At 47.9% G+C, this 20639-nt stretch carries 32 protein-coding genes, 3 tRNA genes and 1 pseudogene; 20 read left to right on the top strand and 16 right to left on the bottom strand.

All coding sequences use genetic code 11. From position 1 onward, the window contains the following. The 5 genes from MY052_RS13240 to MY052_RS13220 all read left to right on the top strand — a co-directional run bounded on the left by MY052_RS13240 (position 1) and on the right by MY052_RS13220 (position 3895). Positions 1-264 carry a biofilm development regulator YmgB/AriR family protein gene (locus MY052_RS13240; RefSeq protein WP_248537154.1) on the top strand — a complete coding sequence of 88 codons (264 nt, stop codon included), beginning with the start codon at positions 1-3 and terminating at the stop codon, positions 262-264. A gap of 55 nt (positions 265-319) precedes the next feature. Further along, on the top strand, positions 320-532 hold the full coding sequence (locus MY052_RS13235; RefSeq protein ID WP_248537153.1) for a hypothetical protein: 213 nt from the start codon (positions 320-322) through the stop codon (positions 530-532). 33 nt (positions 533-565) lie between these two features. After that, entirely contained in the window at positions 566-1099 is a 534-nt protein-coding gene (locus MY052_RS13230) for a LuxR C-terminal-related transcriptional regulator (protein ID WP_035894023.1), read from the top strand. 152 nt (positions 1100-1251) lie between these two features. Next, positions 1252-2739: an alpha-amylase gene (amyA, locus tag MY052_RS13225; RefSeq protein ID WP_202215839.1), complete on the top strand. Its 1488-nt coding sequence runs from the start codon at positions 1252-1254 to the stop codon at positions 2737-2739. 286 nt (positions 2740-3025) lie between these two features. Then, on the top strand, positions 3026-3895 hold the full coding sequence (locus MY052_RS13220) for an aldo/keto reductase (protein WP_248537152.1): 870 nt from the start codon (positions 3026-3028) through the stop codon (positions 3893-3895). Between the two features lie 69 nt (positions 3896-3964). Here MY052_RS13220 and MY052_RS13215 read toward each other — a convergent pair whose 3' ends face one another. After that, positions 3965-4450 (bottom strand): DJ-1/PfpI family protein, encoded by a 486-nt coding sequence (locus MY052_RS13215; protein WP_420828619.1) that lies wholly within the window; start codon positions 4448-4450, stop codon positions 3965-3967. Positions 4451-4706: 256 nt separating this feature from the next. Between MY052_RS13215 and MY052_RS13210 the strand changes: the two genes are divergently transcribed. Beyond that, positions 4707-5888, top strand: coding sequence for a tyrosine-type recombinase/integrase (locus tag MY052_RS13210; protein ID WP_115074387.1), 1182 nt, complete (start codon positions 4707-4709; stop codon positions 5886-5888). Here the strand turns inward: MY052_RS13210 and MY052_RS13205 are convergent. The 13 genes and pseudogenes from MY052_RS13205 to MY052_RS13145 all read right to left on the bottom strand — a co-directional run bounded on the left by MY052_RS13205 (position 5869) and on the right by MY052_RS13145 (position 11072). Then, positions 5869-6060: a helix-turn-helix transcriptional regulator gene (locus MY052_RS13205; RefSeq protein WP_115074460.1), complete on the bottom strand. Its 192-nt coding sequence runs from the start codon at positions 6058-6060 to the stop codon at positions 5869-5871. The genes MY052_RS13210 and MY052_RS13205 overlap by 20 nt on opposite strands. 7 nt (positions 6061-6067) lie before the next feature. After that, positions 6068-6244: pseudogene (locus tag MY052_RS13200) on the bottom strand (ATPase); the annotation flags it as partial. A 326-nt stretch (positions 6245-6570) separates the two neighbouring features. Next, entirely contained in the window at positions 6571-6795 is a 225-nt protein-coding gene (locus tag MY052_RS13195; RefSeq protein ID WP_115074385.1) for a hypothetical protein, read from the bottom strand. Then, positions 6795-7388, bottom strand: coding sequence for a hypothetical protein (locus MY052_RS13190; RefSeq protein WP_115074382.1), 594 nt, complete (start codon positions 7386-7388; stop codon positions 6795-6797). The genes MY052_RS13195 and MY052_RS13190 overlap by 1 nt, the downstream gene beginning before the upstream one ends. 10 nt (positions 7389-7398) lie before the next feature. Beyond that, positions 7399-7977, bottom strand: coding sequence for a hypothetical protein (locus MY052_RS13185; RefSeq protein ID WP_115074380.1), 579 nt, complete (start codon positions 7975-7977; stop codon positions 7399-7401). After that, complete coding sequence (locus MY052_RS13180) at positions 7974-8387, bottom strand: hypothetical protein (protein ID WP_115074378.1); 414 nt, start codon at positions 8385-8387, stop codon at positions 7974-7976. The genes MY052_RS13185 and MY052_RS13180 overlap by 4 nt, the downstream gene beginning before the upstream one ends. Next, positions 8384-8602: a ParE family toxin-like protein gene (locus MY052_RS13175; protein WP_147281539.1), complete on the bottom strand. Its 219-nt coding sequence runs from the start codon at positions 8600-8602 to the stop codon at positions 8384-8386. The genes MY052_RS13180 and MY052_RS13175 overlap by 4 nt, the downstream gene beginning before the upstream one ends. Then, entirely contained in the window at positions 8574-8828 is a 255-nt protein-coding gene (locus tag MY052_RS13170) for a hypothetical protein (protein WP_248537150.1), read from the bottom strand. The genes MY052_RS13175 and MY052_RS13170 overlap by 29 nt, the downstream gene beginning before the upstream one ends. Continuing rightward, the gene (locus tag MY052_RS13165; protein WP_248537149.1) at positions 8810-9181 is read right to left on the bottom strand and encodes a hypothetical protein; all 372 of its coding nucleotides are present in this window, start codon (positions 9179-9181) and stop codon (positions 8810-8812) included. Before MY052_RS13165 ends, MY052_RS13170 begins: the two co-directional genes overlap by 19 nt. Beyond that, positions 9171-9365 (bottom strand): hypothetical protein, encoded by a 195-nt coding sequence (locus MY052_RS13160; RefSeq protein WP_248537148.1) that lies wholly within the window; start codon positions 9363-9365, stop codon positions 9171-9173. The genes MY052_RS13165 and MY052_RS13160 overlap by 11 nt, the downstream gene beginning before the upstream one ends. 181 nt (positions 9366-9546) lie before the next feature. Then, positions 9547-9957: a hypothetical protein gene (locus MY052_RS13155; RefSeq protein WP_248537147.1), complete on the bottom strand. Its 411-nt coding sequence runs from the start codon at positions 9955-9957 to the stop codon at positions 9547-9549. Next, on the bottom strand, positions 9958-10176 hold the full coding sequence (locus MY052_RS13150) for a hypothetical protein (RefSeq protein WP_248537146.1): 219 nt from the start codon (positions 10174-10176) through the stop codon (positions 9958-9960). 197 nt (positions 10177-10373) lie between these two features. Beyond that, positions 10374-11072 carry an XRE family transcriptional regulator gene (locus MY052_RS13145; RefSeq protein WP_248537145.1) on the bottom strand — a complete coding sequence of 233 codons (699 nt, stop codon included), beginning with the start codon at positions 11070-11072 and terminating at the stop codon, positions 10374-10376. 49 nt (positions 11073-11121) lie between these two features. Between MY052_RS13145 and MY052_RS13140 the strand changes: the two genes are divergently transcribed. The 6 genes from MY052_RS13140 to MY052_RS13115 all read left to right on the top strand — a co-directional run bounded on the left by MY052_RS13140 (position 11122) and on the right by MY052_RS13115 (position 15254). After that, positions 11122-11409 (top strand): helix-turn-helix domain-containing protein, encoded by a 288-nt coding sequence (locus MY052_RS13140; protein ID WP_338033420.1) that lies wholly within the window; start codon positions 11122-11124, stop codon positions 11407-11409. 1 nt (position 11410) lies between these two features. Further along, positions 11411-11608, top strand: coding sequence for a DUF4222 domain-containing protein (locus MY052_RS13135; protein ID WP_248537144.1), 198 nt, complete (start codon positions 11411-11413; stop codon positions 11606-11608). Continuing rightward, positions 11605-12531 carry a hypothetical protein gene (locus tag MY052_RS13130; protein WP_248537143.1) on the top strand — a complete coding sequence of 309 codons (927 nt, stop codon included), beginning with the start codon at positions 11605-11607 and terminating at the stop codon, positions 12529-12531. The genes MY052_RS13135 and MY052_RS13130 overlap by 4 nt, the downstream gene beginning before the upstream one ends. A gap of 103 nt (positions 12532-12634) precedes the next feature. Next, on the top strand, positions 12635-14506 hold the full coding sequence (locus MY052_RS13125; RefSeq protein ID WP_248537142.1) for a toprim domain-containing protein: 1872 nt from the start codon (positions 12635-12637) through the stop codon (positions 14504-14506). 2 nt (positions 14507-14508) lie between these two features. Then, positions 14509-14841 (top strand): hypothetical protein, encoded by a 333-nt coding sequence (locus tag MY052_RS13120; protein WP_248537141.1) that lies wholly within the window; start codon positions 14509-14511, stop codon positions 14839-14841. Continuing rightward, entirely contained in the window at positions 14841-15254 is a 414-nt protein-coding gene (locus MY052_RS13115) for an antiterminator Q family protein (RefSeq protein ID WP_248537140.1), read from the top strand. The genes MY052_RS13120 and MY052_RS13115 overlap by 1 nt, the downstream gene beginning before the upstream one ends. Before the next feature lie 169 nt (positions 15255-15423). Here the strand turns inward: MY052_RS13115 and MY052_RS13110 are convergent. Both MY052_RS13110 and MY052_RS13105 read right to left on the bottom strand, forming a co-directional pair. Further along, a protein-coding gene (locus MY052_RS13110; protein ID WP_248537139.1) for an IS1 family transposase occupies positions 15424-16121 on the bottom strand; the annotation gives its coding sequence in 2 pieces (ribosomal slippage) (positions 15424-15872 and positions 15872-16121; 699 coding nt in all). Positions 16122-16353: 232 nt separating this feature from the next. Next, on the bottom strand, positions 16354-16731 hold the full coding sequence (locus tag MY052_RS13105) for a hypothetical protein (RefSeq protein WP_248537138.1): 378 nt from the start codon (positions 16729-16731) through the stop codon (positions 16354-16356). A gap of 32 nt (positions 16732-16763) precedes the next feature. On the opposite strand from MY052_RS13105, the gene MY052_RS13100 reads away from it, so the two are divergent. The 8 genes from MY052_RS13100 to MY052_RS13065 all read left to right on the top strand — a co-directional run bounded on the left by MY052_RS13100 (position 16764) and on the right by MY052_RS13065 (position 20483). Next, positions 16764-16840 (top strand) — tRNA-Ile (locus MY052_RS13100). A gap of 82 nt (positions 16841-16922) precedes the next feature. Further along, positions 16923-16998, top strand: a tRNA-Thr gene (locus tag MY052_RS13095). Positions 16999-17001: 3 nt separating this feature from the next. Further along, positions 17002-17076 (top strand) — tRNA-Gly (locus tag MY052_RS13090). A 141-nt stretch (positions 17077-17217) separates the two neighbouring features. Further along, positions 17218-17520, top strand: coding sequence for a hypothetical protein (locus tag MY052_RS13085; protein WP_115074299.1), 303 nt, complete (start codon positions 17218-17220; stop codon positions 17518-17520). Next, positions 17520-18017, top strand: coding sequence for a lysozyme (locus MY052_RS13080; protein ID WP_248538941.1), 498 nt, complete (start codon positions 17520-17522; stop codon positions 18015-18017). Before MY052_RS13085 ends, MY052_RS13080 begins: the two co-directional genes overlap by 1 nt. Further along, entirely contained in the window at positions 18014-18475 is a 462-nt protein-coding gene (locus tag MY052_RS13075; protein WP_248537137.1) for a lysis protein, read from the top strand. The genes MY052_RS13080 and MY052_RS13075 overlap by 4 nt, the downstream gene beginning before the upstream one ends. 308 nt (positions 18476-18783) lie before the next feature. Continuing rightward, entirely contained in the window at positions 18784-19272 is a 489-nt protein-coding gene (locus MY052_RS13070) for a hypothetical protein (RefSeq protein WP_248537136.1), read from the top strand. 206 nt (positions 19273-19478) lie between these two features. Next, positions 19479-20483, top strand: a complete 1005-nt coding sequence (locus MY052_RS13065; protein WP_248537135.1) for a tyrosine-type recombinase/integrase — start codon at positions 19479-19481, stop codon at positions 20481-20483. Positions 20484-20639 lie beyond the last annotated feature (156 nt).

Raw genomic sequence — 20639 nt, 5'->3', positions numbered from 1 at the left:
ATGCAGACTCAACCTATTATCGCCTCGCTGTCTGACAAAACGCTCGAAAACTTCTTCTCCCGCTCCGGTGAGGCGATGGCTGAGGAAGCCAAACTCTTAGGCGATATGGCTCAGGAGATGCTGGCTGTCGGTATGCCATTGACTAACAAGAACCTGATTATTTGTCTTATTAAATCTCTCGATTGCGCTGAAGGGGTCGTTCAGGCGGATATTATTCGCAAGACGTTAGAAATTGTTGTGAGCCATACCTCCGATGACTTTTAACCTTCTGTTCGCAAAATAGCGGAGAATAGCTTTATCAACAGAGCAGGTAGCACAAATGAGAAATGCTATTCCTGATAAATACATTTTCAGCTGCGAGCTTTTCAGAAATGTGGAAAGAAGCGCAATAGCTGATTTTGGTTCCTCTGACATTGATGTCATCAAGGCTGTCATTATTAAAAAAATGGCGAAAGAGCGAAATACCATACTTTTCGATCTCTACCAGCAAATTTTAATAAAAGTGACGCAGCATGATGTCGTCATAAAATGAAAAATGTAATGTAATAAATATCCGGAGCCTAAAATGAAGCGAGTGAAAACAGCAGATATCTGGATCAGTGATATTTACCTACAGCGTGGGCTTGAGACCCTACTTGAGACGTCGTTCTCAGCGCCAGCACGAAAACGTTTTGTCTTTTTTACCATCGAAAACTATTATGATGTTAAGGCGCAAAATTATGATTTATCCACCCACCGTCTGGTGTTGCTGACGCAGGGGGATATGTATTATTTTCTCAGTGATTTCAAAATGTTTAGGCTTCACGCGCGCTGCGATCTTTCTACCTTGCAACGATCCATTAAAGACATTGCCTCGGATGTAGAGAAGGTCAGGAAAAGACCTGAGAAAATAGTGCTAACTGCCAGGGACAAGGTTTTTCTGGATCAATTCAGTGCCGGCAAAAGCGTACAAGAAATTGCGCTCTTAAATAAAATCCATTACAAGACCGTCTATCAAAACCGCCAAAAATTAATCACTAAATTAGGATGCACCAATCTGGTCAACTTCTTTAGAACGTTGAAAAGCGATGTGTTCAAAACGTGGGTAGTTTCAGCATAGCAAACGGTGATGCTAACCATACTGCCAATTAATCACATTTTTCACGATATCTCCTAATATTGATATCGTGCGAAATGTGATTCCTTCGTTATACTCAATAAATTATTGCCGTTATGCATTAATACATTAACGCTTTTTGGGAGTAAAGGACAATGGTCAACCCCACGTTATTACAATGCTTTCATTGGTATTACCCTGACGGCGGTGAGCTGTGGCGAGAAGCTGAAAGTCTTGCCCCGCACCTTAATGAGATAGGTATCAATATGATTTGGCTGCCTCCGGCATATAAGGGGGCGTCCGGCGGATACTCAGTAGGCTATGACAGCTACGATTTATTTGACCTCGGTGAGTTTGACCAAAAAGGTTCTGTGCCCACCAAATATGGCGATAAAGCGCAGTTACTCTCCGCCGTTTCCGCATTGAAAAAGCACGATATTGCGGTATTGATGGATGTGGTGCTGAACCACAAAATGGGGGCGGATGAGAAAGAACGTATCCAGGTTCAGCGCGTTAATGAGCAAGACCGCACGCAGATAGATGAAGAGGTGATTGAATGCGAAGCCTGGTCTAAGTACACCTATCCCGCGCGCGCCGGGCAATATTCTCAATTCATCTGGGATCATAAATGCTTTAACGGTATTGACCACATCGAAAATCCAGATGAAAACGGCGTTTTTAAAATCGTTAATGATTATAGCGGTGAAGGCTGGAACGATCAGGTTGATGACGAGATGGGTAACTTTGATTACCTGATGGGTGCTAACACTGATTTTCGCAATCACGCGGTGACCGAAGAACTGAAGTTCTGGGCTCGTTGGATGTTGGAGCAAACGCAGTGTGACGGTTTTCGTCTTGATGCGGTAAAACACATTCCGGCCTGGTTCTATAAAGAGTGGATTGGGCATGTGCAGGAAGTCGCGCCAAAACCGCTGTTTATTGTGGCGGAATACTGGTCACACGACGTCGATAAACTGCAGCATTATATTAACCAGGTTGATGGTCAGACGCTTTTGTTTGATGCGCCGCTGCAAATGCACTTCCACGAGGCCTCTCGTCAAGGGAGAGACTACAATCTGAGCCAGATTTTCACCGGTACCCTTGTTGAAGCGGATCCTTTCCATGCCGTCACGCTGGTGGCCAATCACGACACTCAACCGCTTCAGGCTCTGGAAGCCCCGGTAGAATCCTGGTTTAAGCCGCTGGCGTACGCCTTAATTCTGTTACGCGAGAATGGGGTGCCGTCTGTGTTTTATCCCGATCTTTTTGGTGCCACTTATGAAGACACCGGTCGTGACGGCAACTCGTATCCTATCGAGATGCCGGTCATTCACCAGTTACATGAGCTGATTGATGCGCGTCAGCGTTTCGCGCATGGAGTCCAGACCCTATTTTTCGATCACCCCAACTGCATTGCGTTTAGCCGCAGCGGCACTCAAGATGCACCGGGCTGCGTCGTGGTGATGTCCAACGGCGATGATGGGGAAAAAACGATTGCGCTGGGTGAAAACTACGGCAATAAAAACTGGAAAGATTTCCTCAATAACCGTGAAGAGACGGTGACGACCGATGAGACAGGCACCGGTATCTTTACCTGCAATGGTGGAAGCGTCAGCGTGTGGGTGATGGAGGAGGTGCTGTAAATCTCGCGTTGTATTTTTAAAATTCCACGAAATGAACTATATCGTGGAATACTAAGACGGTGAATATAAAGTGAAGCGGTAAAAAATACTGCCTGGTATTTAGGGTGGCAGATATTGCAGGGGAGGAGATATATATAACTAGATACTGTCACTCTCATACTTAGGTACCTGAAAAGGAACACGCTTTCATTGATGAATTTTTTGCATAAGCCAAATCTGTTATTGCCGCTAATCAAGGTGATTTTTATAGCTTAGTATTGGGTTTTACCATGATAGAGGCCATACCGTGGAATACTCCGTTCTCAGTAACAATCTCAAAATGCCGATGGTCGGTTTTGGTGTTTTTAAGGTAACCGATAAAGAAGAGTGTAAGCAGTCAGTGCTAAGCGCTATTCGCACGGGCTATCGCCTCATTGATACCGCTGCCGTTTATGGTAACGAAGATGCCGTGGGTGATGCTGTTCGTGAAGCAATTGCGCAAGGGTTGTGTACCCGCGAGGAGCTGTTTATCACCTCCAAGCTGTGGGTGCAGGATATGGCTAGCTACGATACGGCCAAAGCGGGTATTGAGGCGTCGCTGAAAAAATCAGGGTTACAGTATTTTGATCTCTACTTATTGCATCAGGCGATGCGCGACTATTTCAGCGCCTGGCGCGCGCTGGAGGATGCGTATGATGCCGGTAAGCTCAAAGCCATTGGCGTGTCGAATTTTTACGCGCACGTATTAACCAATTTCTGTGAAACCGTCAGAATTAAACCCATGGTAAATCAGGTTGAACTGCATCCCTACTTTGCGCAGCCTGAAGCGCTCGAGACCATGAAGCGCTATAACGTCCAGCCAGAAGCCTGGGCACCGTTGGGTGGTGGGCGGCATAAACCGTATGAAGATAAAATGCTGCAAGGAATTGCCGACGCTCATCATAAAACCATCGCCCAGGTCATCCTGCGCTGGAACGTGCAGCGTGGCGTTACGGTCATCCCGAAATCGACGAAGCAAGCACGCATTGAAGAGAATTTTGCCATCTGGGATTTTGCATTGACCGATAATGACATGGCGCAAATCAGCGCGCTGGATTTAGGCTACGTGGGAGAAGCTGTGAAGCATTTTAATCCTGAATTTATTCGCAGCTGCCTGAGCGTTAAGACTCACGATTGATTCTGGCGTCGACGGTACCCCTCACCCTAACCCTCTCCCCGGAGGGGCGAGGGGACCGATAGGTGCAGGTTAACGCAAGAGCTCGGCAAATTTCGCCAACCACTGCGGATGCGCAGGCCACGCCGGCGCCGTCACCAGATTGTCATCGACATACGCCTCATCAATACCGATTTGTGCAAATTCTCCACCGCTTAGCCGTACTTCAGGCGCACAGGCCGGGTAGGCGCTGCAGGTTCGCCCCTTCAACACGCCTGCGGCTGCCAGCAGCTGCGGACCGTGGCAAACGGCGGCAATGGGCTTGTTCGCCGCATCAAAGGCCTGTACCAGCTTGATAACCGACTCATATAAGCGCAAATATTCCGGCGCACGTCCGCCGGGGATCACCAGCGCATCATAATTTGCTTCATTCACGCTGGCAAAATCGGCGTTGAGCACAAAACGGTGACCGGGTTTCTCGCTATAGGTCTGAGCGCCGTCAAAATCATGAATGGCCGTCATGATGTAGTCACCTTTCGGTTTGTCCGGGCAAACCGCATCCACCTGATGACCAATCATCTGCAGCGCCTGAAAGGGCACCATCGTTTCATAATCTTCCGCATTATTTTTGTTTTATACATCATTGCATGTTGATGTGTGTTTTTGTACATACCTGTATATATATCAGTACTAATTAATATGGTATTTTTCAATGAATTGCTTGTTTTCGGCCATGCTTGAGAGCATGTAGATATTGTTGTTTATGGTTGTACATGCGATAGTGAGTACATAGTGAGTACATAAAATGCCAATTTGATGAGTACAAGAAATTACTATGGCTATCAGTGACACGAAACTGCGCTCTATACATGGAAAGCCGTATTCAGGCCCGACTGAAATTACTGATTCAGATGGCTTGGGGATCCGTATAACTCCAAAGGGAGTTATTAGCTTTCAGTTCAGGTATCGATGGGAGGGTAAGCAAAACCGAATGGGGTTAGGGCGCTACCCTGCGACATCCCTCAGAGAGGCTCGTAACTTAGTTGCAGACTTAAGAGAGGCTGCAGATAAAGGTGTTGATCCTCGCCTTTCAAAAGAAAGCGCAAAGCCGAAAAGCAGGCCGACAGTGAAGGAATGCCTTGATTATTGGAAAACGAACTATGTTGATTTAACTCTGCGGGAGAAGACAATTGCTCTTTATGAGTCAACGGTTCTAAAACAAATGAGCGACGCTTTCCCGGGCGTTCCGATCGAGGATATACCGGTTCGATGGTGGGTTGAGAGATTTACAGAGGAAGAAAAGATTAATCCCCGCCGCGCGCGGCATCTGCTTATACAGCTACGTTCAGCTATTGGATGGTGTACACGACGCCAGTTTATTAGCACCCCTGATTTAATGCTGTTGCAACCAAAGGATGTAGGTGTAAAGCCATCTATAGGTGAAACAACGCTCAGCTATAATCAACTCGCAAAAATTTGGATGTCTATAGAACGGAGTAGAGGATCAACATCGAATCGCCTTCTTCATCAGCTGCTCATTTTATACGGCGCCAGGAATAGCGAATTGCGACTGACCGTTAAACAAGAGGTAGACCGAGAAGAGGGGCTTTGGATTGTACCAGCAGAGAAAAGTAAAACTAAAAAAATCATCAGACGTCCAATTTTCGACGCTGCGGATACATTACTGAAGAAAGCGGAAATGACATATGGTGAAGTACTTTTCCCTGGTGAAGATCTGAAAACGCCCATAACAATTTCTGGTGCCAACAAATTCCTCCGGAGAATTAGAGGGTCTTTGGGCATTGGCGATTTTTCTTCCCATGATTTCCGGCGAACTATGGCTACTCGCTTGTCAGAAGAGGGGGTTGCCCCGCATGTTATTGAAAAAATGCTGGGGCATGAGTTAGGCGGTGTGCTTGCTGTCTACAACAAGCATGACTGGATTGCCGAACAAAAAGATGCCTATGATTTGTATGCGGATAAAATATTCTGGCATCTCAAGAAGATTTCTGGTTAATCCCTCCGTTTAGGATCCATTCCTCTACAGCAGAACGCAGGTACTGTTTCGGGTAGGTGCGAATCGGTTTAGGAAAGCCATAGTGTTCTGTATATTTCCGGATGGTCATGCGTGAAGATACGCGGATCATCCGCATTGCTTCTTTCTCATCGATCATTTCAATATCAGCCATACCCACCTCACTTCACCTTCACTTCAATTTTTGCAATCGTGCAATCTCTCTCGATCGCCTCTTTAACCCATCGCTTATAGGTTTCCGGATGGAATACCTCATGCTTACCCGTGCCGCTCCAGAATGCCTTTGAGCTGATATCCGGCAGGGTGATGGTCAACGGTTTACCACTGGTGACATCGTTAACCAGTGTTGGATTTATGCCGGGCAGCAACCCGGCATTTTTCGGTGAAGAATCCAGCGTTGGCGCGGTCTGGGTGCTGGGCAGCGACTCTCCATCTACCTGCTCGACGCTCTGCCCCGGCTCCGGAACGTGAGTAGTGCCGATTTGCTCCTGCACCACCTGCACTTTTGCGCTGCTCCTGCTGTTTTGTGTCGCTCCTGCTGCTTTGCGGTGTTCCTGCAACTCGCGCATCGCCAGCACAATATCGGCGTAGTCAGTCAAAACCGAGTCGTCGCATATTTCCGCACGAGCAAGGATTTCTGCTACTCGCTTGTCAGTTAACTGGTTCATCGTGAAACCTCCCGCAGAGCTGTCTTGTTTGCGCGCAGCATTTCTTTTGAACGACCGGAAATAACCGTTTTCATCAGGAAGAATCCGCGCCGGCTGGCGACAACTCCCGGCGTACACATCAGAACGGTGTCGACCACCCGGACATGCTTTCGGAACTCGAAGACGGTACTTATGATGGTCAGTGTGGCCACCGCGCCTTTGTCGTGAATTTCTAGCTTCATCAGTGGATCTCCCCCATCGATTGCATCGCCTTACGGTGCAGCTCGAACACCGTTGATTTCATCGGCATGATTACCAGCACCGGATCGCCGTAGAAGCTGTTAACCGCGGCGTTAAACAGCACCAGGCATGGTTTTTCAGGACCAAAGAGTTTGAAATTAACGGGCATGGACGTGAATTCCTTACCAAACATGCGATAAGGCAAAGCCAGCAATTCAGCGGCGAACGGAGGGAACTCAGTACAGTGTTCTTCCTGTGTCAGCAGCAGCTTGCCAATATCTGGAAACTTGCCTTCAACCAGCTCAAGCTCGTTATGCCCAACAGGCCGCTCGTAGTCGTCCATGTGACAGGCGATCCACTGGCTGCCAATTTGCTGGAATACAGTTCCTTCTGCGTTGGCCGGGATATCACCGTGCAGGATAAATACGCCTTCCACTTCAGGTTTGGCGTCATGCTTCATCGATACAGCAGCAATGCCGTTCGTGGCCTGAATGTGAGTTGACGTGATATGTACGCCACGCAGGAGCTTTCGTTTTTCTTCCTGGCTGGCAACACAGCACAGAGCGGCACGGAGCAGATCGGTATAAATAAACATGGATTTCCCCTTAGTGAATCACGGCCGCTTCTGGCATGCCGTTGGTGTTAATCATTCCGATGTAGTCATCGTGAAGCATCTCAAGTCCCTCACGCCCAAAAGGGGACATCCTGAATCCGTACCCAGGATCTGCAATCACCATGTCCTGGTACATGCGCAGCGCCAACGCTGGGCCTTCCTCAGCGCCGTATTTCTCGATCGCGATACCTTCAACATGGTTAGCGAGAGAGAAGCGCAGCGGGCCGGGGTAGATGCTCAGGTCTCCTTTCTTACCCGAGTAAATGACCGCGATATCAACGCCGCCGTCTTCGCTTGGGATTTCAACAGTCCCGTTTTTATCCTTCTCTTCGTTGATGAATACCGTTGCCACCAGCCAGCGCCATAGGACGAGTTCTTTCTTTGCGCCTAAAGCAACCCAACCCGCGGCGTTGGCATCAAAAATGCAGGCTAACCAACGCAACCCTTCCGATGGCCGGGAGTCAAAGCGTGAGCCCTCAAACTGCTTAACTGCACATGACCAGCCAATAACGCGGTTCCCGATTTTGATGCCGTTTGGTGTTGTCTCTGGCATATCGTAATTGCTGCTCATCGGATCCCCTCCGGCTTGCAGTCCTGCAGCTCGTTAAGTTCTTTCACATAACGGTCATGCATTGCGTCCCATTTCTCGCACCATTTCGTCATGTCACGCTTACGTGCCAGAATGCGGCGGAGTCGGTGCTCGCAACGCTGGTGGGCTGCCAGATATTCAGCCTTTGTTTCCCCGTCTCGCCATACCTCCATGTCGTCACGGTCAATGCGTACCCGCGGGTGACGCTGCTCAAAACCAGAAACAGCAAAAGCATGAGTTGTCATGAAGAACGCCAGATACCGGATTGCTGTATCGCGGCTGAAGCATTTCTTCTGGCGCCCGTGGCGCGCAGCTACGAACAACGGACCAACTGGGGTGATGTGCTTTTGTAATGCCAGGTCAATGGCGCTGGCGGTGCGGTTATCGATCATCTGTCTTTCTCCCGGTTATACGTTTCATGACTCATTACTTCCCAGTTCCTGCCATCGTCTTTCGATAGCAGCCTCCAGCGCGGGTTAACTTTCAGGCTGAGATGGCCGGTGCGGTGCATGCGCCGCGCGTAGATGCGCTTACGTCGGTATCGCCACAGGACCTGCAGCGCCTGCAGGTGAACACGTTCAGGAATTCTTATTGCTGTTAGTGCCACCTGGAACCTCCTGTAAGCGCAGTTCCATGTCGCGCGCCATTTCTATAAACGTGTCTAAGGCACAAATATGTTCATCATCGTGCAGCCGGCGGTCGCATTTCACTACGCCATTTTCGATATAGAGAACTACGCGGCCTGTGAATTCTGGCAAGACATGCAGGTCGATATTTAAAATAGGGCGTGGAATTTCTACCCCGCGATATAACATCATTTGCTGTCCAGCCATTTCACAGCCTCCCGCTTATATAGTTTTCTGGCATGCGCTTCTAATTCAGATAGCAGTTCGTCGATAATCATTTTCCCCGTCTCGGTCAGATACTCTGTGTGACCGTTAATATCGAGGCTGTTTAAATATGTATTTCTGATAAACTCAGACGACTCTTTGCCAAATTCAGATGACGCCTGTTTTTCGAATTTCATCAGAAGTTTCTGGAACGCTTCTTCATTCAACTCGATTGTCTGTATCTCCTTGTTCGGGAGATTGATAACCAGACAGTAACCGCCTGTTTTACGCTTCATTCTGTGCAGAGCGGCAATTGCAATGCGTCGGCGGTAGATTTCGATAGTGTTATTTTTCACGACGCTCAAACTCCGCATCAAACCATGTCGAAACCTCAGCTGATAAATTAAGGCAAAGGCCAGATAATGAAATTATTTGCTCGATATCCATATCTATAATGTTTGCGTTAAAGAGCTCCATTAAGTGATAAAGGTTATCAGCCGTGTTTTTTGCCGTTTCAAGAGAGCTGTCTCTTCTTAACATTGTTATCTCCCGTATGCTTTGCGCAGATAAAGGTTTGCAATTACGACCTGCCCGAACGATGCATAGAGCAGGGCGGTTTTATATGCACGGAAATCTTTAATGAATGTCATGATTAATCACCCGGTAAAATCTGGTTGTGGATATCCCCAGCGATTAAGCTGTAATTTAAACTATTTGTTATTTAATTAAGTTTTGATTGGATTTTTTTTAGTTCGTCACAAACTTGCATCGAATAATCATTAATCGCCGCAGCCATGTAACAAGCTGGGTTATCATTATCTTCGTCTGTAAAGTAACTCTCGCTATAGGTATGAGTTAGAGCCTCAAGTTTCTTTGCTGTGATTATTGCATCAAAAACATCGCCGATAATATCAAGATTGGAGACGTTTTCTTTCCCTGCAATATTCTTACTTAACTGTTCGACATATTCATATGCAGTTTCATTCGTTTTTTGCATAGAGCGAATTAAGCAAGCAATTGCATTGTCGACCTCTGGAGGTAACTCGTTATTACGATAAATTACCTCTAATAATGATGTGCTTTCGACGACGTCAGCAGCAATGCTTTCGAGCATGTTAATTGGAGTTTTCATTTAAATGCCCTCCGTTTTGTCCAAAGCATTCTCTGATTTTTCTGCTTTATCCATGTCGTGATATGCGTTTGCTGCTAATTTTCTAATTCCACAAATAGCGCCCTCAAGAGTTACTTCATCAAGAGTTGTACTACAATGCTCAAGTGCAATTAGTAGACAAACGACGTTATCAATTTTGTTTTTTGCATTACTTATTAAAGGGTGGAATGAAGTTGTCATCTCATTGGCTCCGTGGTTTTGCCGATGAGTGAACTGTAAGTCATGCAATAACTTATTGCAATAACAAAACTTATTTTTATTTGGTTTCTTTGTTTGACGTGTTGATTTATTTGTGTAAATTTTATTTTTTTAATTAGTTTATTGAACCGTTGACACAAAAAAGCCGCATTTCTGCGGCTTCATAGGAGGGGATGGCGTTAAAGCCTATTGTAATTTATTGATTCATGCATGATAGCTTTCCCCATAACATAAAGATCGTCCTGGCTCTCTTCTGTAATATACCATTTCTCATAGGCTGGGTTATCAGATAAGACTGCGAGTCTGTTTCCCTGCATCTGTAGCCGCTTAAGGTGGAATGTTTTACCAAAAACAAACACATATACACCATCAGTAAGAAAGTGGCGGACCGAAATGTCAACGAAGACGCGATCGCCTGAGTTGAAGGTGCTGGCCATGCTGTCGCCGTTTACAGTCATTACTTTTACAACTTCTTCGCTACGATTTCCAAAAAGGGATTTGGCGTGTTCTGTTGTGTACTCTATGGCATGTAAAACTTCAACAAATTCAGAAAGCATAAATGTGCCTGGACCCGCACTCACAGTAAGATCAAGCACTTCAACCCTGAATACATCAGCGTTGGCCCTCAGTTCTTTATCATTCATATTCTCAATCACATACCCTTGTTTGTGAGGGCTGTGCTCTTTACCAGTCGAAAGCCATTCAGGGCTAACGCCCAGAACCTGAGCGATCTCAACCAACTTACGTGATGAGCTGGTTTTCCCGGAGGCTAGACGCCAGATGGCTGGCTGAGAGACCCCAACCATCGTAGCCAATTCAGCCTGGGTAAGGCCCGCGTCAGCCATCGCTTTTTTAATACGATCTGAGAATGTATTCATAACTATAAGCCTATACAAAAAGTTATTACGCGGCAAATACGATAAGTTATTGCATAATCTTATTCAAGGTTATAATCTTGCTTTGTGTTTAATAACTTTTGGTATTTTCATGGTCAACCAACATGTAAAAAAAGCAATTGAAATTCTTGGTGGACAAGCAGCACTAGCTAGGGCGTGTGGTGTCACTCAACCCGCAGTATTCCGCTGGCTTCATGGTAGTCGTGTAAAGGCTGACCATGTTATGTCCATCGTGAAGGCCACAAACGGCGAAGTTAAAGCTTATCAGATTCGTCCGGACCTTCCTGATACTTTCCCACACCCTTCTGTAGAGGTGTGACATGCCACATTCGAGCACATCACCAGATCCGATTAAGTTGCTCGATATCGATTATCGCGATCCGCGAGGTGTGATTGTGCATGTCACTGGTTGGAATCGGGAGAAGCAGCAGGTTTATTTTACCAGGCAGGGCTATCCGCATGAATGTATGCAGCCAGTCTGGAAGTTTCAACAGTATTTTCAGAGGGTGGCGGAATGAGTCAATTTTTGCAGCTCGTTGATCGTCCAATAGCCTTTCAGCGGTCGTTCGTCCGTCTTGGTGTTGGTATTACCGGCGCATTGTTGCTGTCGCAAATTGTGTACTGGCAAAACCGCATGGACGGCCAATGGTTCTACAAGACACAGGCAGACCTTGAAGAGGAAACCGGGCTGACTCGTTATGAGCAGGAAGGCGCCCGTAAAAAACTGGTGTCCTGCGGCGTTCTGGAAGAAGCAAAACGAGGCATCCCAGCAAAGCTTTACTTTCGCGTTAACCAGCTGCGCCTGGAAGAATTATTACTCGGAAAAGTTCAGCAGGCAGGTGTGGGGAAAACCCACAACCAAGGATGCGGAAATTCCGCAAACAGTGATGTGGAAAACCAGCAGGCAGGTGTGGGGAAAACCCACGAGCAGTTACGTGGAAATCCCGCATCCATTCATACAGTAGATTACCAGGAGACTACACAGGAGATTACTACAGAGAATAAATCTCTTGGTGCATCGGCTGGCGCCGACACACCGGAACAGAAAAATAAACATGATTATTCTCCTGCATTCGAAGAGGCCTGGAGCGCTTACCCGAATCGCCGTGGTGGAAACTCCAAGCAAGCTGCATGGAAAGCATGGAACGCCAGATTGAAACAGGGGGTAAAGCCAGAAGTGATGCTGGAGGGGGTTAAACGTTACGCGGTATTTATGGCCGCCGATAACAAGATCGGAACTGAGTTCGTCAAACAGACTTCCACTTTCTTTGGCCCAGATCGCCACTTTGAGGAAGAGTGGGCTGTTGCAGTGAAACCTCCCGAACAGCAGCAAAGCAGTAGCAGCCAGTCGTGGTACGCAAAACCAAACGATGGTTCTGCCGAGGTCTTTATTAACCAGGCTGCTATAGACCGCATGAAACGTGGAGTTAACCGCCCATGAAAACGAGCCTGAAACGCATGCTGGTTGCTGGTTATAACCACGGCTTTCTGCGTGAAGGATTCGTGGCGTGGTGTTTTGATAAATTTGATTTACGGAGTGTGTGATGACACCTGCTGAGTTATCTGAAAAATTGTGGGATCAGGCTGAGCGAGTGGCGAAGTATCTTTTGCCAAAAGGCCACCTTGAAGGGCGTGAGTGGTGCGTTGGTAGTGTTGATGGCGAAGCGGGCAAAAGTTTGAAGGTAAACCTTTCGGGGAAAAAGGCCTGGTCCGATTTTGCCAGCGGTGACAGTGGAGACCTTCTCGATCTTTGGGTTCTGGTGCGCAATTGCCAGCTTCACGATGCTATGCGCGAAGCGAAAGAGTTTCTTGGCCTCAAAGATGATGATCACCACTTCGAAGCGAAGAAAAAAACATTCTCCCGGCCGACGAAAAAGGGCGTCAAAAAGGCCAACCATTGCTACGACTATCTTTCCTCCCGTGGGATCACTCGCGAGACTGCTGACCAGTTCCGCGTTTCTGATGCGGTGGTCTGGTACCACGATGAAAACCGCGAAGTGCCGGCGGTGGCTTTTCCGTGCATCCGCAACGGCGAACTGCTGCAGGTTAAGCGAATTGGCACAGAACGCCCTGGCGGAAAAAAACTCATTATGGCCGAGGCTGATTGTGAGCCGAGTCTGTTTGGCTGGCAGGCTATGGACGCCAAAGCCCGTGCAGTCGTGCTATGTGAAGGTGAAATTGATTGCATGACTTATTCGCAGATGGGTATCAGCGCGCTGTCAGTGCCGTTCGGTGGCGGAAAGGGTGCTAAACAGCAGTGGATTGAGTACGAGTATCACAACCTGGATCGCTTCGAAGAGATTTGGCTAAGCCTGGATAATGATGACGTGGGCCGGGAAGCAGCGAAAGAAATAGCCCGCCGTCTTGGTGAACACCGCTGCCGTCTGGTCGAGCTTCCGCAAAAAGATATCAATGAATGCCTGATGTCTGGCGTGAATGAGGATGATATCTGGCAATGCCTCGGAACTGCTAAGTTCTTCGACCCTGACGAACTATGTTCTGCTGGTGATCTGCTCCAGGAAACTATTGACGCCTTCGAGCATCGGGATGTTGGTTTGTTCAATAGCCCATGGCCATCGCTGAACAGGAATTTCAAATTCCGTTCTGGTGAACTGACGCTAGTGAACGGTGTAAACGGCCATGGGAAAACGGAGGTCGTCGGACATATCGCAGTGGATGCCATGAGTCAGGGGGTAAGAACCTGTATCGCGTCTCTCGAACTTAAACCCGGGAAGATGCTTGCCCGTCTTACGCGCCAGACCATCTGTACCGCATCACCAAAGCGTGAAGAGATCGTCATGACCAATGAGTGGCTGTCTGATCGCTTGTGGGTATTCAAACTGACAGGAACCGCGAAGGCAACACGCCTGCTTGAGATTTTTGCTTATGCGCGCCGCCGATATGGGATAGAGCTATTTATTATCGATAACCTGGCTAAGTGTGGGCTGGATGAAGAGGACTACAGTGGCCAGAAGGAATTTATCGATACCCTGTGTGACTTTAAAAATGAGCATAACTGCCACGTTCTGCTGGTAACCCATGCGCGGAAAACAAATGACTCAGCCCCTACCGGAAAGATGGATGTGAAAGGGACTGGGGCGCTCACTGACATGCCCGACAATGTGATGGCTATTTGGCGAAACATTCCTCGCGAACTCGCTATACGAAAGGCTGAGGCTGTGGGATATGAAAGCCTAGATAAAGACGAGCAGGCAGTCGTAAACCTTCCAGCCTCCATGATTCGCTTGCTTAAACAGCGAGAGGGTGAGGGATGGGTCGGTGATATTGGTATGAGATTTGATGGCCGTTCACATCAATTTCTCGAAGGCGAAAAACAACCGTTTAACTACCTGGCGAATAAAACCCAAAACGAAATTGATCTCGAATGGGAAGCTAACAACGTAACAAGGGTCTGAAGATGAAAAATAAGCAAACCACCGCCTCATTGGAAAAATATCTTCGCATCCATGAGGAAATCAAAAAACAGGAGCGCGAGAGTGCTGGTGATGACCCTGACGGAATCGGTAGTGGTGCAGATGCGTCTCTGTTTGAAGAGTTGGCTAATGCGCGCGATGAATTCTGCAGTTCAGTTACGCCGTCTGATTTTGTCGACCTTCTGAATCAGGTTGCTATGCATCGGGATAATACCTGCGAACTCATTCTTGAGAACATGGTGTTGAAGGCTGAAATCGTCCGTCTTGGTGGGGATCCGACTTTTCTCGGGAATATCTATTCTGAGGGGAAAGCATAATGCGTGATATTCAGATGGTACTTGAGCGTTGGGGGGTATGGGCGGCCAGTGGTGGTACCAATATCGGCTATCCGCGTATAGCTGCTGGTTTATCCCGGCTACTGCCAGCCAGTCATGCTGGTCGTCCTTCATGCTGTGACGATGACGGAATGTACATCAATGAGGCTATGATCCGCCTTAGAAAGCACGATGAGTATCTTTGCATCCTTCTGGAATGGCATTACATCGACAACATGGCGTTACGCACGATGGCAACGAAACTGGGCATTTCACACAATCATGTTTCGGTTCGACTTCAGGCTGCGGAGAGCTTCATACAGGGCTCCCTTTGCACCCTCGATATTAAGCTCGAAATGGACAGGGAATGCCGAAAAGAAAATGTTTTACCGCCCAAATTAAAAAGGGTTGTGTAATTACAAAACCCGCTTTAATCTGTTAAGAGTGGTCACTTCGACACACAGCTTAATAATTGCTGCCCTGCCAGAAATGGCGGGGCTTTGTCGTTTCTGGAGCCAGTGATGAAATTTAACGAATTATCTTCTGAATCCCGCTCTCAGGCAAAAATCGGGTAATGACTCCAACTTACTGATAGTGTTTTATGTTCAGATAATGCCCGATGACCTTGTCATGCAGCTCCAGCGATTTTGAGAACGACAGTGACTTCCGTCCCAGCCTTGCCAGATGTTGTCTCAGATTCAGGTTATGTCGCTCAATGCGCTGAGTGTAACGCTTGCTGATAACGTGCAGCTTTCCCTTCAGGCGTGATTCATAAAGCGGCCAGCCATCCGTCATCCATACCACCACATCAAAGACCGACAGCAGCTCCAGAAGACGCTCCAGTGTGGCCAGAGTACGCTCACCAAAGACGTGTGCCACCACCGTCCTGCGCATCCTGTCATAGGCGTAAAATAACCAGCGCTGACATGATTTAGCCCCGACGTAGCCCCACTGTTCGTCCATTTCCGCGCAGACAATGACGTCACTGCCCGGTTGTATGCGCGATGTTACCGGCTCCGGCCTGAGTTTTTTAAGTGCCGTAAAATCGTGTTGAGGCCAACGCCCATAATGCGGGCACTGGCACGGCACCCAACCCCATTCATAGCCATATCAATGATTTTCTGATGTGTACCGGGTTGAGAGGCGGTGTAAGTGAAGCTGATTTGCCATGTTTTACGGCAGTGAGAGCAGAGATAGCGCTGATGTCCGGCAGTGCTTTTACCGTTACGCACGACGCCTTCGGTAGCTGAACAAGTGGGACATCTGATGGAAATGGAAGCCACGCAAGCACCTTAAAATCACCATCATACACTAAATCAGTAAGTTGGCAGCATTACCAAAAATCGCACTGGGCCAGCTTATTGTGGCATGCGGTGAGTCGGCAGGGGCGAACTGCGAAACTCTCGGTCGCAGCGTGGCTGCCGCGTTTATTGCAATGGAGCGCTATGATAGCGCCCCAGATAAATGTGATGACAGGACCGGTGAAAACGGTCGAAGTGGATCTGGTATTAATCTCTAATCATCTGCTCTAAATAGATACCAGGCACAATTTTCAAATTCACATAAGAACACTGAAGCACTTCGGGTTCCGAGTGAATTAGCGCATAAAGAGATTTTCTCTCTCAGAGGTGTTAATTCCTCCCTTTTTGGTGCGACATATGTTGCATCAGGTAATTTGTTGCGAGAGCCATCACCATGAGGGATTTCCCTCACAAATCCCAGTGATAGCATACGTTCATGAAGTATTTCATACGCCTCTTCATCAGCGCCATGCAATTCAACCCTCGCGAGCACATTTGACATAAATATCTCCATATTTGATGTGGTTACTTTTGGCGATTTAACGATATCAGACAGAGGTGGTGGCAGCCATAAAAACCATTTGGTTTGCATGGTTAGTTTTACTTATGTATCATTGCGCACCCGGCCCTTTAGCTCAGCTGGTTAGAGCGCGCGACTCATAATCGCTCGGTCGCTGGTTCAAGTCCAGCAAGGGCCCCCAAACCGCCATTAGCTCACCAGGAAGAGCAGCCAACCGTAAGCGTTGTATAGTACGGGGTTCGAGGCCTCGATGGCGGACCAATGCCGACTTAGCTCAGTAGGTAGAGCAACTGACTTGTAATCAGTAGGTCACCAGTTCGATTCCGGTAGTCGGCACCAAATGCGGTCATCGTATAATGGCTATTACCTCAGCCTTCCAAGCTGATGATGCGGGTTCGATTCCCGCTGACCGCTCCATTCTTCAGGCTCGCTTCGGCGGGCCTTTTCTATTTCAGGCTCCGGGAAACATCCCCGACGTGTGTTGTTGTTAAATCAGCCCGAGAGCCTGATCCCCTTTCCAACACACACAGCACCCGCCAAATAGCGAGGTGAGAGACTATGAAAATGAACGACTCCGGGAATATCTTCACGCAATTCTTTGCGTGGGTAGGGACCTTTGCAGCAGCGCTGGGCTTTACCACCCAGGATGTTATTTACATGTTCTTCGGTGCTGTAGGTCTGCTTATATCACTGGCGTCATATATCAACGGTCGCGTTGATGCCAGTCGAAAACGAAAAGAAGATGAGAAGCGCACCAAAATGGTCAATGACTATTTGAACGGTGTCAGCGACAAGCCGTACCACGAGCGACCAGCAGCAGCCAGTGTTGTTGTTGATGCGCTGCAAAAGGCAGGTGAATGATGAATCCTGCGTTGAGAAAATATGTGTTGTCTGCTGTAGGTGGTGGAGCTATTGCCATCGCTTCCGCGCTGATTACCGGCCCGACTGGTAATGATGGCCTGGAGGGCGTGCGCTATCAGCCTTATCAGGATGTGGTAAATAAGTGGACAGTTTGTTACGGGCATACAGGCCGCGACATCATGCTTGGGAAAACCTACACCGAGGCTGAGTGCCGTATTCTTCTCAGAAAAGACCTGAATACTGTGGCGCGCCAGATTGACCCTTACATCAAGGTTCCTATCCCGGCAACAATGCGCGGCGCGCTTTATTCGTTCGTGTACAACGTCGGCGCTGGTAACTTCAAAACCTCTACGCTGCTACGCAAAATTAACCTGGGCGATACGAAAGGCGCATGTGATCAACTTCGCGTCTGGATTTACGCCGGGAAGAAGAAGTGGGTGGGGTTGATGACACGCCGTGAGATTGAGCGTGAGGTGTGTATGTGGGGGCAGGAATGAGCAGGTTAACCACAATAATCATCGCTGTGGTCATCTGCGTTATCGCGTCGCTTGGTTGGGCGGTTAACCACTATCGCGATAACGCCATCACCTACAAAGACCAGCGCGATAAAGCCACTGAAAAGCTGACCCTGGCTAACGCTACGATCAAAGACATGGAGACCCGCCAGCGCGATGTTGCTGAGCTGGATGCCAGATACACGAAGGACTTAGCTGATGCGAAAAAGCAGCTTGATGATTTGCAGCGTTGCGTTAGCGCTGGCAAGTGTGGGTTGCACGTCAACGCCAGATGTCCCGCGAACGGAGCGACCAGCCCCGGCGGCATGGGCGATGCTTCCACCCCCCGACTTACTAACTCCGCTGAACGGGATTATTTCACCCTCAGAGAGCGAATAACAACCATCACCGGGCAAGTGAGCTACCTGCAGGACTATATCCGCACACAATGCCTGAATTAGCCTATTGCAAAAAAAAGCCCCAGGAGCAAAGAATGGGGCAAGTATCAACACACAAATAACAGGGTACCAACATAACAAATAACTATTGTTAGTGTGGGTTTTAATCATTAACTGGCCTACTTTTCAGAATTTTCATTTTTAATTAAGCCTACAGACAACAGTCTCGCAATAGCGGGGCTTTTTTATGCGCATCGTACGCGCCATCTAAGAGAGTCTTTCAGCAGTGAGCCTGAGGAACGCCGTTAAAGGTGGCGACCTCTCTCGGGCGGCATTCCTGTACGGCAGGCTCACCTCTAAAAGGAAACGCAATGAAGAGTTTTTTAACTAAGTCGCTGATGAATATTGGTTCTTATGCGCTGCTAAGTCTGCTGGCGTATAGCGCTATAATCGATAATCAACAGCTGATTGGTATTTCTGTGGCTGCATATTGGGTTGTAATCTTCCTCGGCCTATTTATGGGCGCGCTGATTATGGTTCTGAGCGTTGCTAAAGACCATACGAGTGATGAAGCAGCAAAACAGAAACTGATTGACCTCGTCAGGGATGCGACGAAGCGACGTTCAAAGGTGATGCGCGGCATCCAGTGGGTATGCCTCGTTTCTATCACAATTCTACTGGCTTATTCAGGCTGGGTGTTCACCGCTGTGATTTACGTCCTGGTGGGGCTAATTGTTAAATTTTTCCTGTCTATTGCACGCGACAACGTAGCCGAAAAAAAAGAAGGGGTAGCCTGGTGGCTGAATTGCACAGTGTGGCGTTTCACAAAAAGCAGGGTGGCGTCGTTGTTGGGTACTTAGACAACGGTGATACGGTTCCTGTCCAAAAGGGATTTTTTCACGTTGCTGCAACTGTTGAGATGAAAGGATCCGTATCTGTTTGTGTAGACGATGTATCGCACTTCACCATCCTCCCGCTTTCGGAACAAAAAGACTAAAGCAGCATTACAGAGGCCATTCGCTGAGTGGTCTCGATAATGATTTTTTTTGAAAGAGGATTGACCTGCATGGCATCGATAAAACACTCAACAGATGCCAGCGGACAATCAAAATATTATGTTCACTGGAAGGATGAAAAATCCGGGCATGGACGGCGTCGTATATTTAATAATATTGACGCCGCGGCACACCTTTTCTGGGAAAAACAGAATATTGAGCTGGATTCTCGAACAGCAAATTGGAGCGTTCTCGATAGCTCGTGGAACTTCAAGAAGCTGTTAATGTTTTTCCTTGGTCATCAGTTCAATAAAGTTGAGACGAACCAGATAAGACTATCCAGCTACAAAAAATGTCGCCATGACATACTCGCAATAGACGGCGATATTCTGGGTAGAAATATTTCAAGCATTACCCATCATGATATCGCTGAGTCAGTTCGGGCCGGCTGCCATAGATGGGTTCGCTCTGCTTACTTTCTTTTGCTCGAAAAGAAGCTTATTAGCTTTAACCCAGTTAAAAAGTCTGTGAAGCGGAAGCGTAAACCTATCACCATTCCATCAAAAGCCACCGTTCGGCAATTGCTGGATGAAGCGCCGCATCGCGAACGTATCGCCTGTTGGTTGGGCATCTGTGGCTTGCGAATTGGTGAAGTTCTCGCTGTTACTTACGCTGATGTCTCTGAGGACTGGATACACATCCGTCGCCACGTAGTTGATGGCGTTATTTGTGATGGTCTGAAACGTGGCGTAGAACGTCGGGTAAGAATGCCTCGCGAGCTGTTTGATTTGTTGGATAAATCCCGCATCGGGACGACACATCCTCTCGTGGCAAATCATTTTACCGGAGGGCCGTTATCGACCTGTTACGGTACTCAGGGGCCGCTGTATAAATCGCTTCAGGCTTTCGATATCAGATGCTTCCATCACCTAAGGCATTTTGCCGTTTCTCGCCTGGCTGATAAGGGAGTGGATATCATGAAGATTTCACGCCTGATAGGGCACTCGAGTATCAGGATCACCATCGATGTTTACGGTCATCTTTTTAATGAGTCTGTAGATATGGATCTCGACTGAACTACCTACAAAATGGAAATGGTATAGCGATCCACTATATCCCCATTCTAAGCGGGCTCAGGGCATGAAATCGCAGTTTTCACGAAATCTCGATAACTCCGCATTTTTTTGAGTTTTTAATTCCGCACTCAAACCCAGCAGGCTTGCGGTCCCGGA

Source organism: Kluyvera ascorbata (genome assembly GCF_023195735.1).
Classification (GTDB): Bacteria; Pseudomonadota; Gammaproteobacteria; order Enterobacterales; family Enterobacteriaceae; genus Kluyvera; species Kluyvera ascorbata.
Note: the sequence above shows the minus strand (reverse complement) of the source record. Positions and strands in the feature narration are given on the sequence as shown.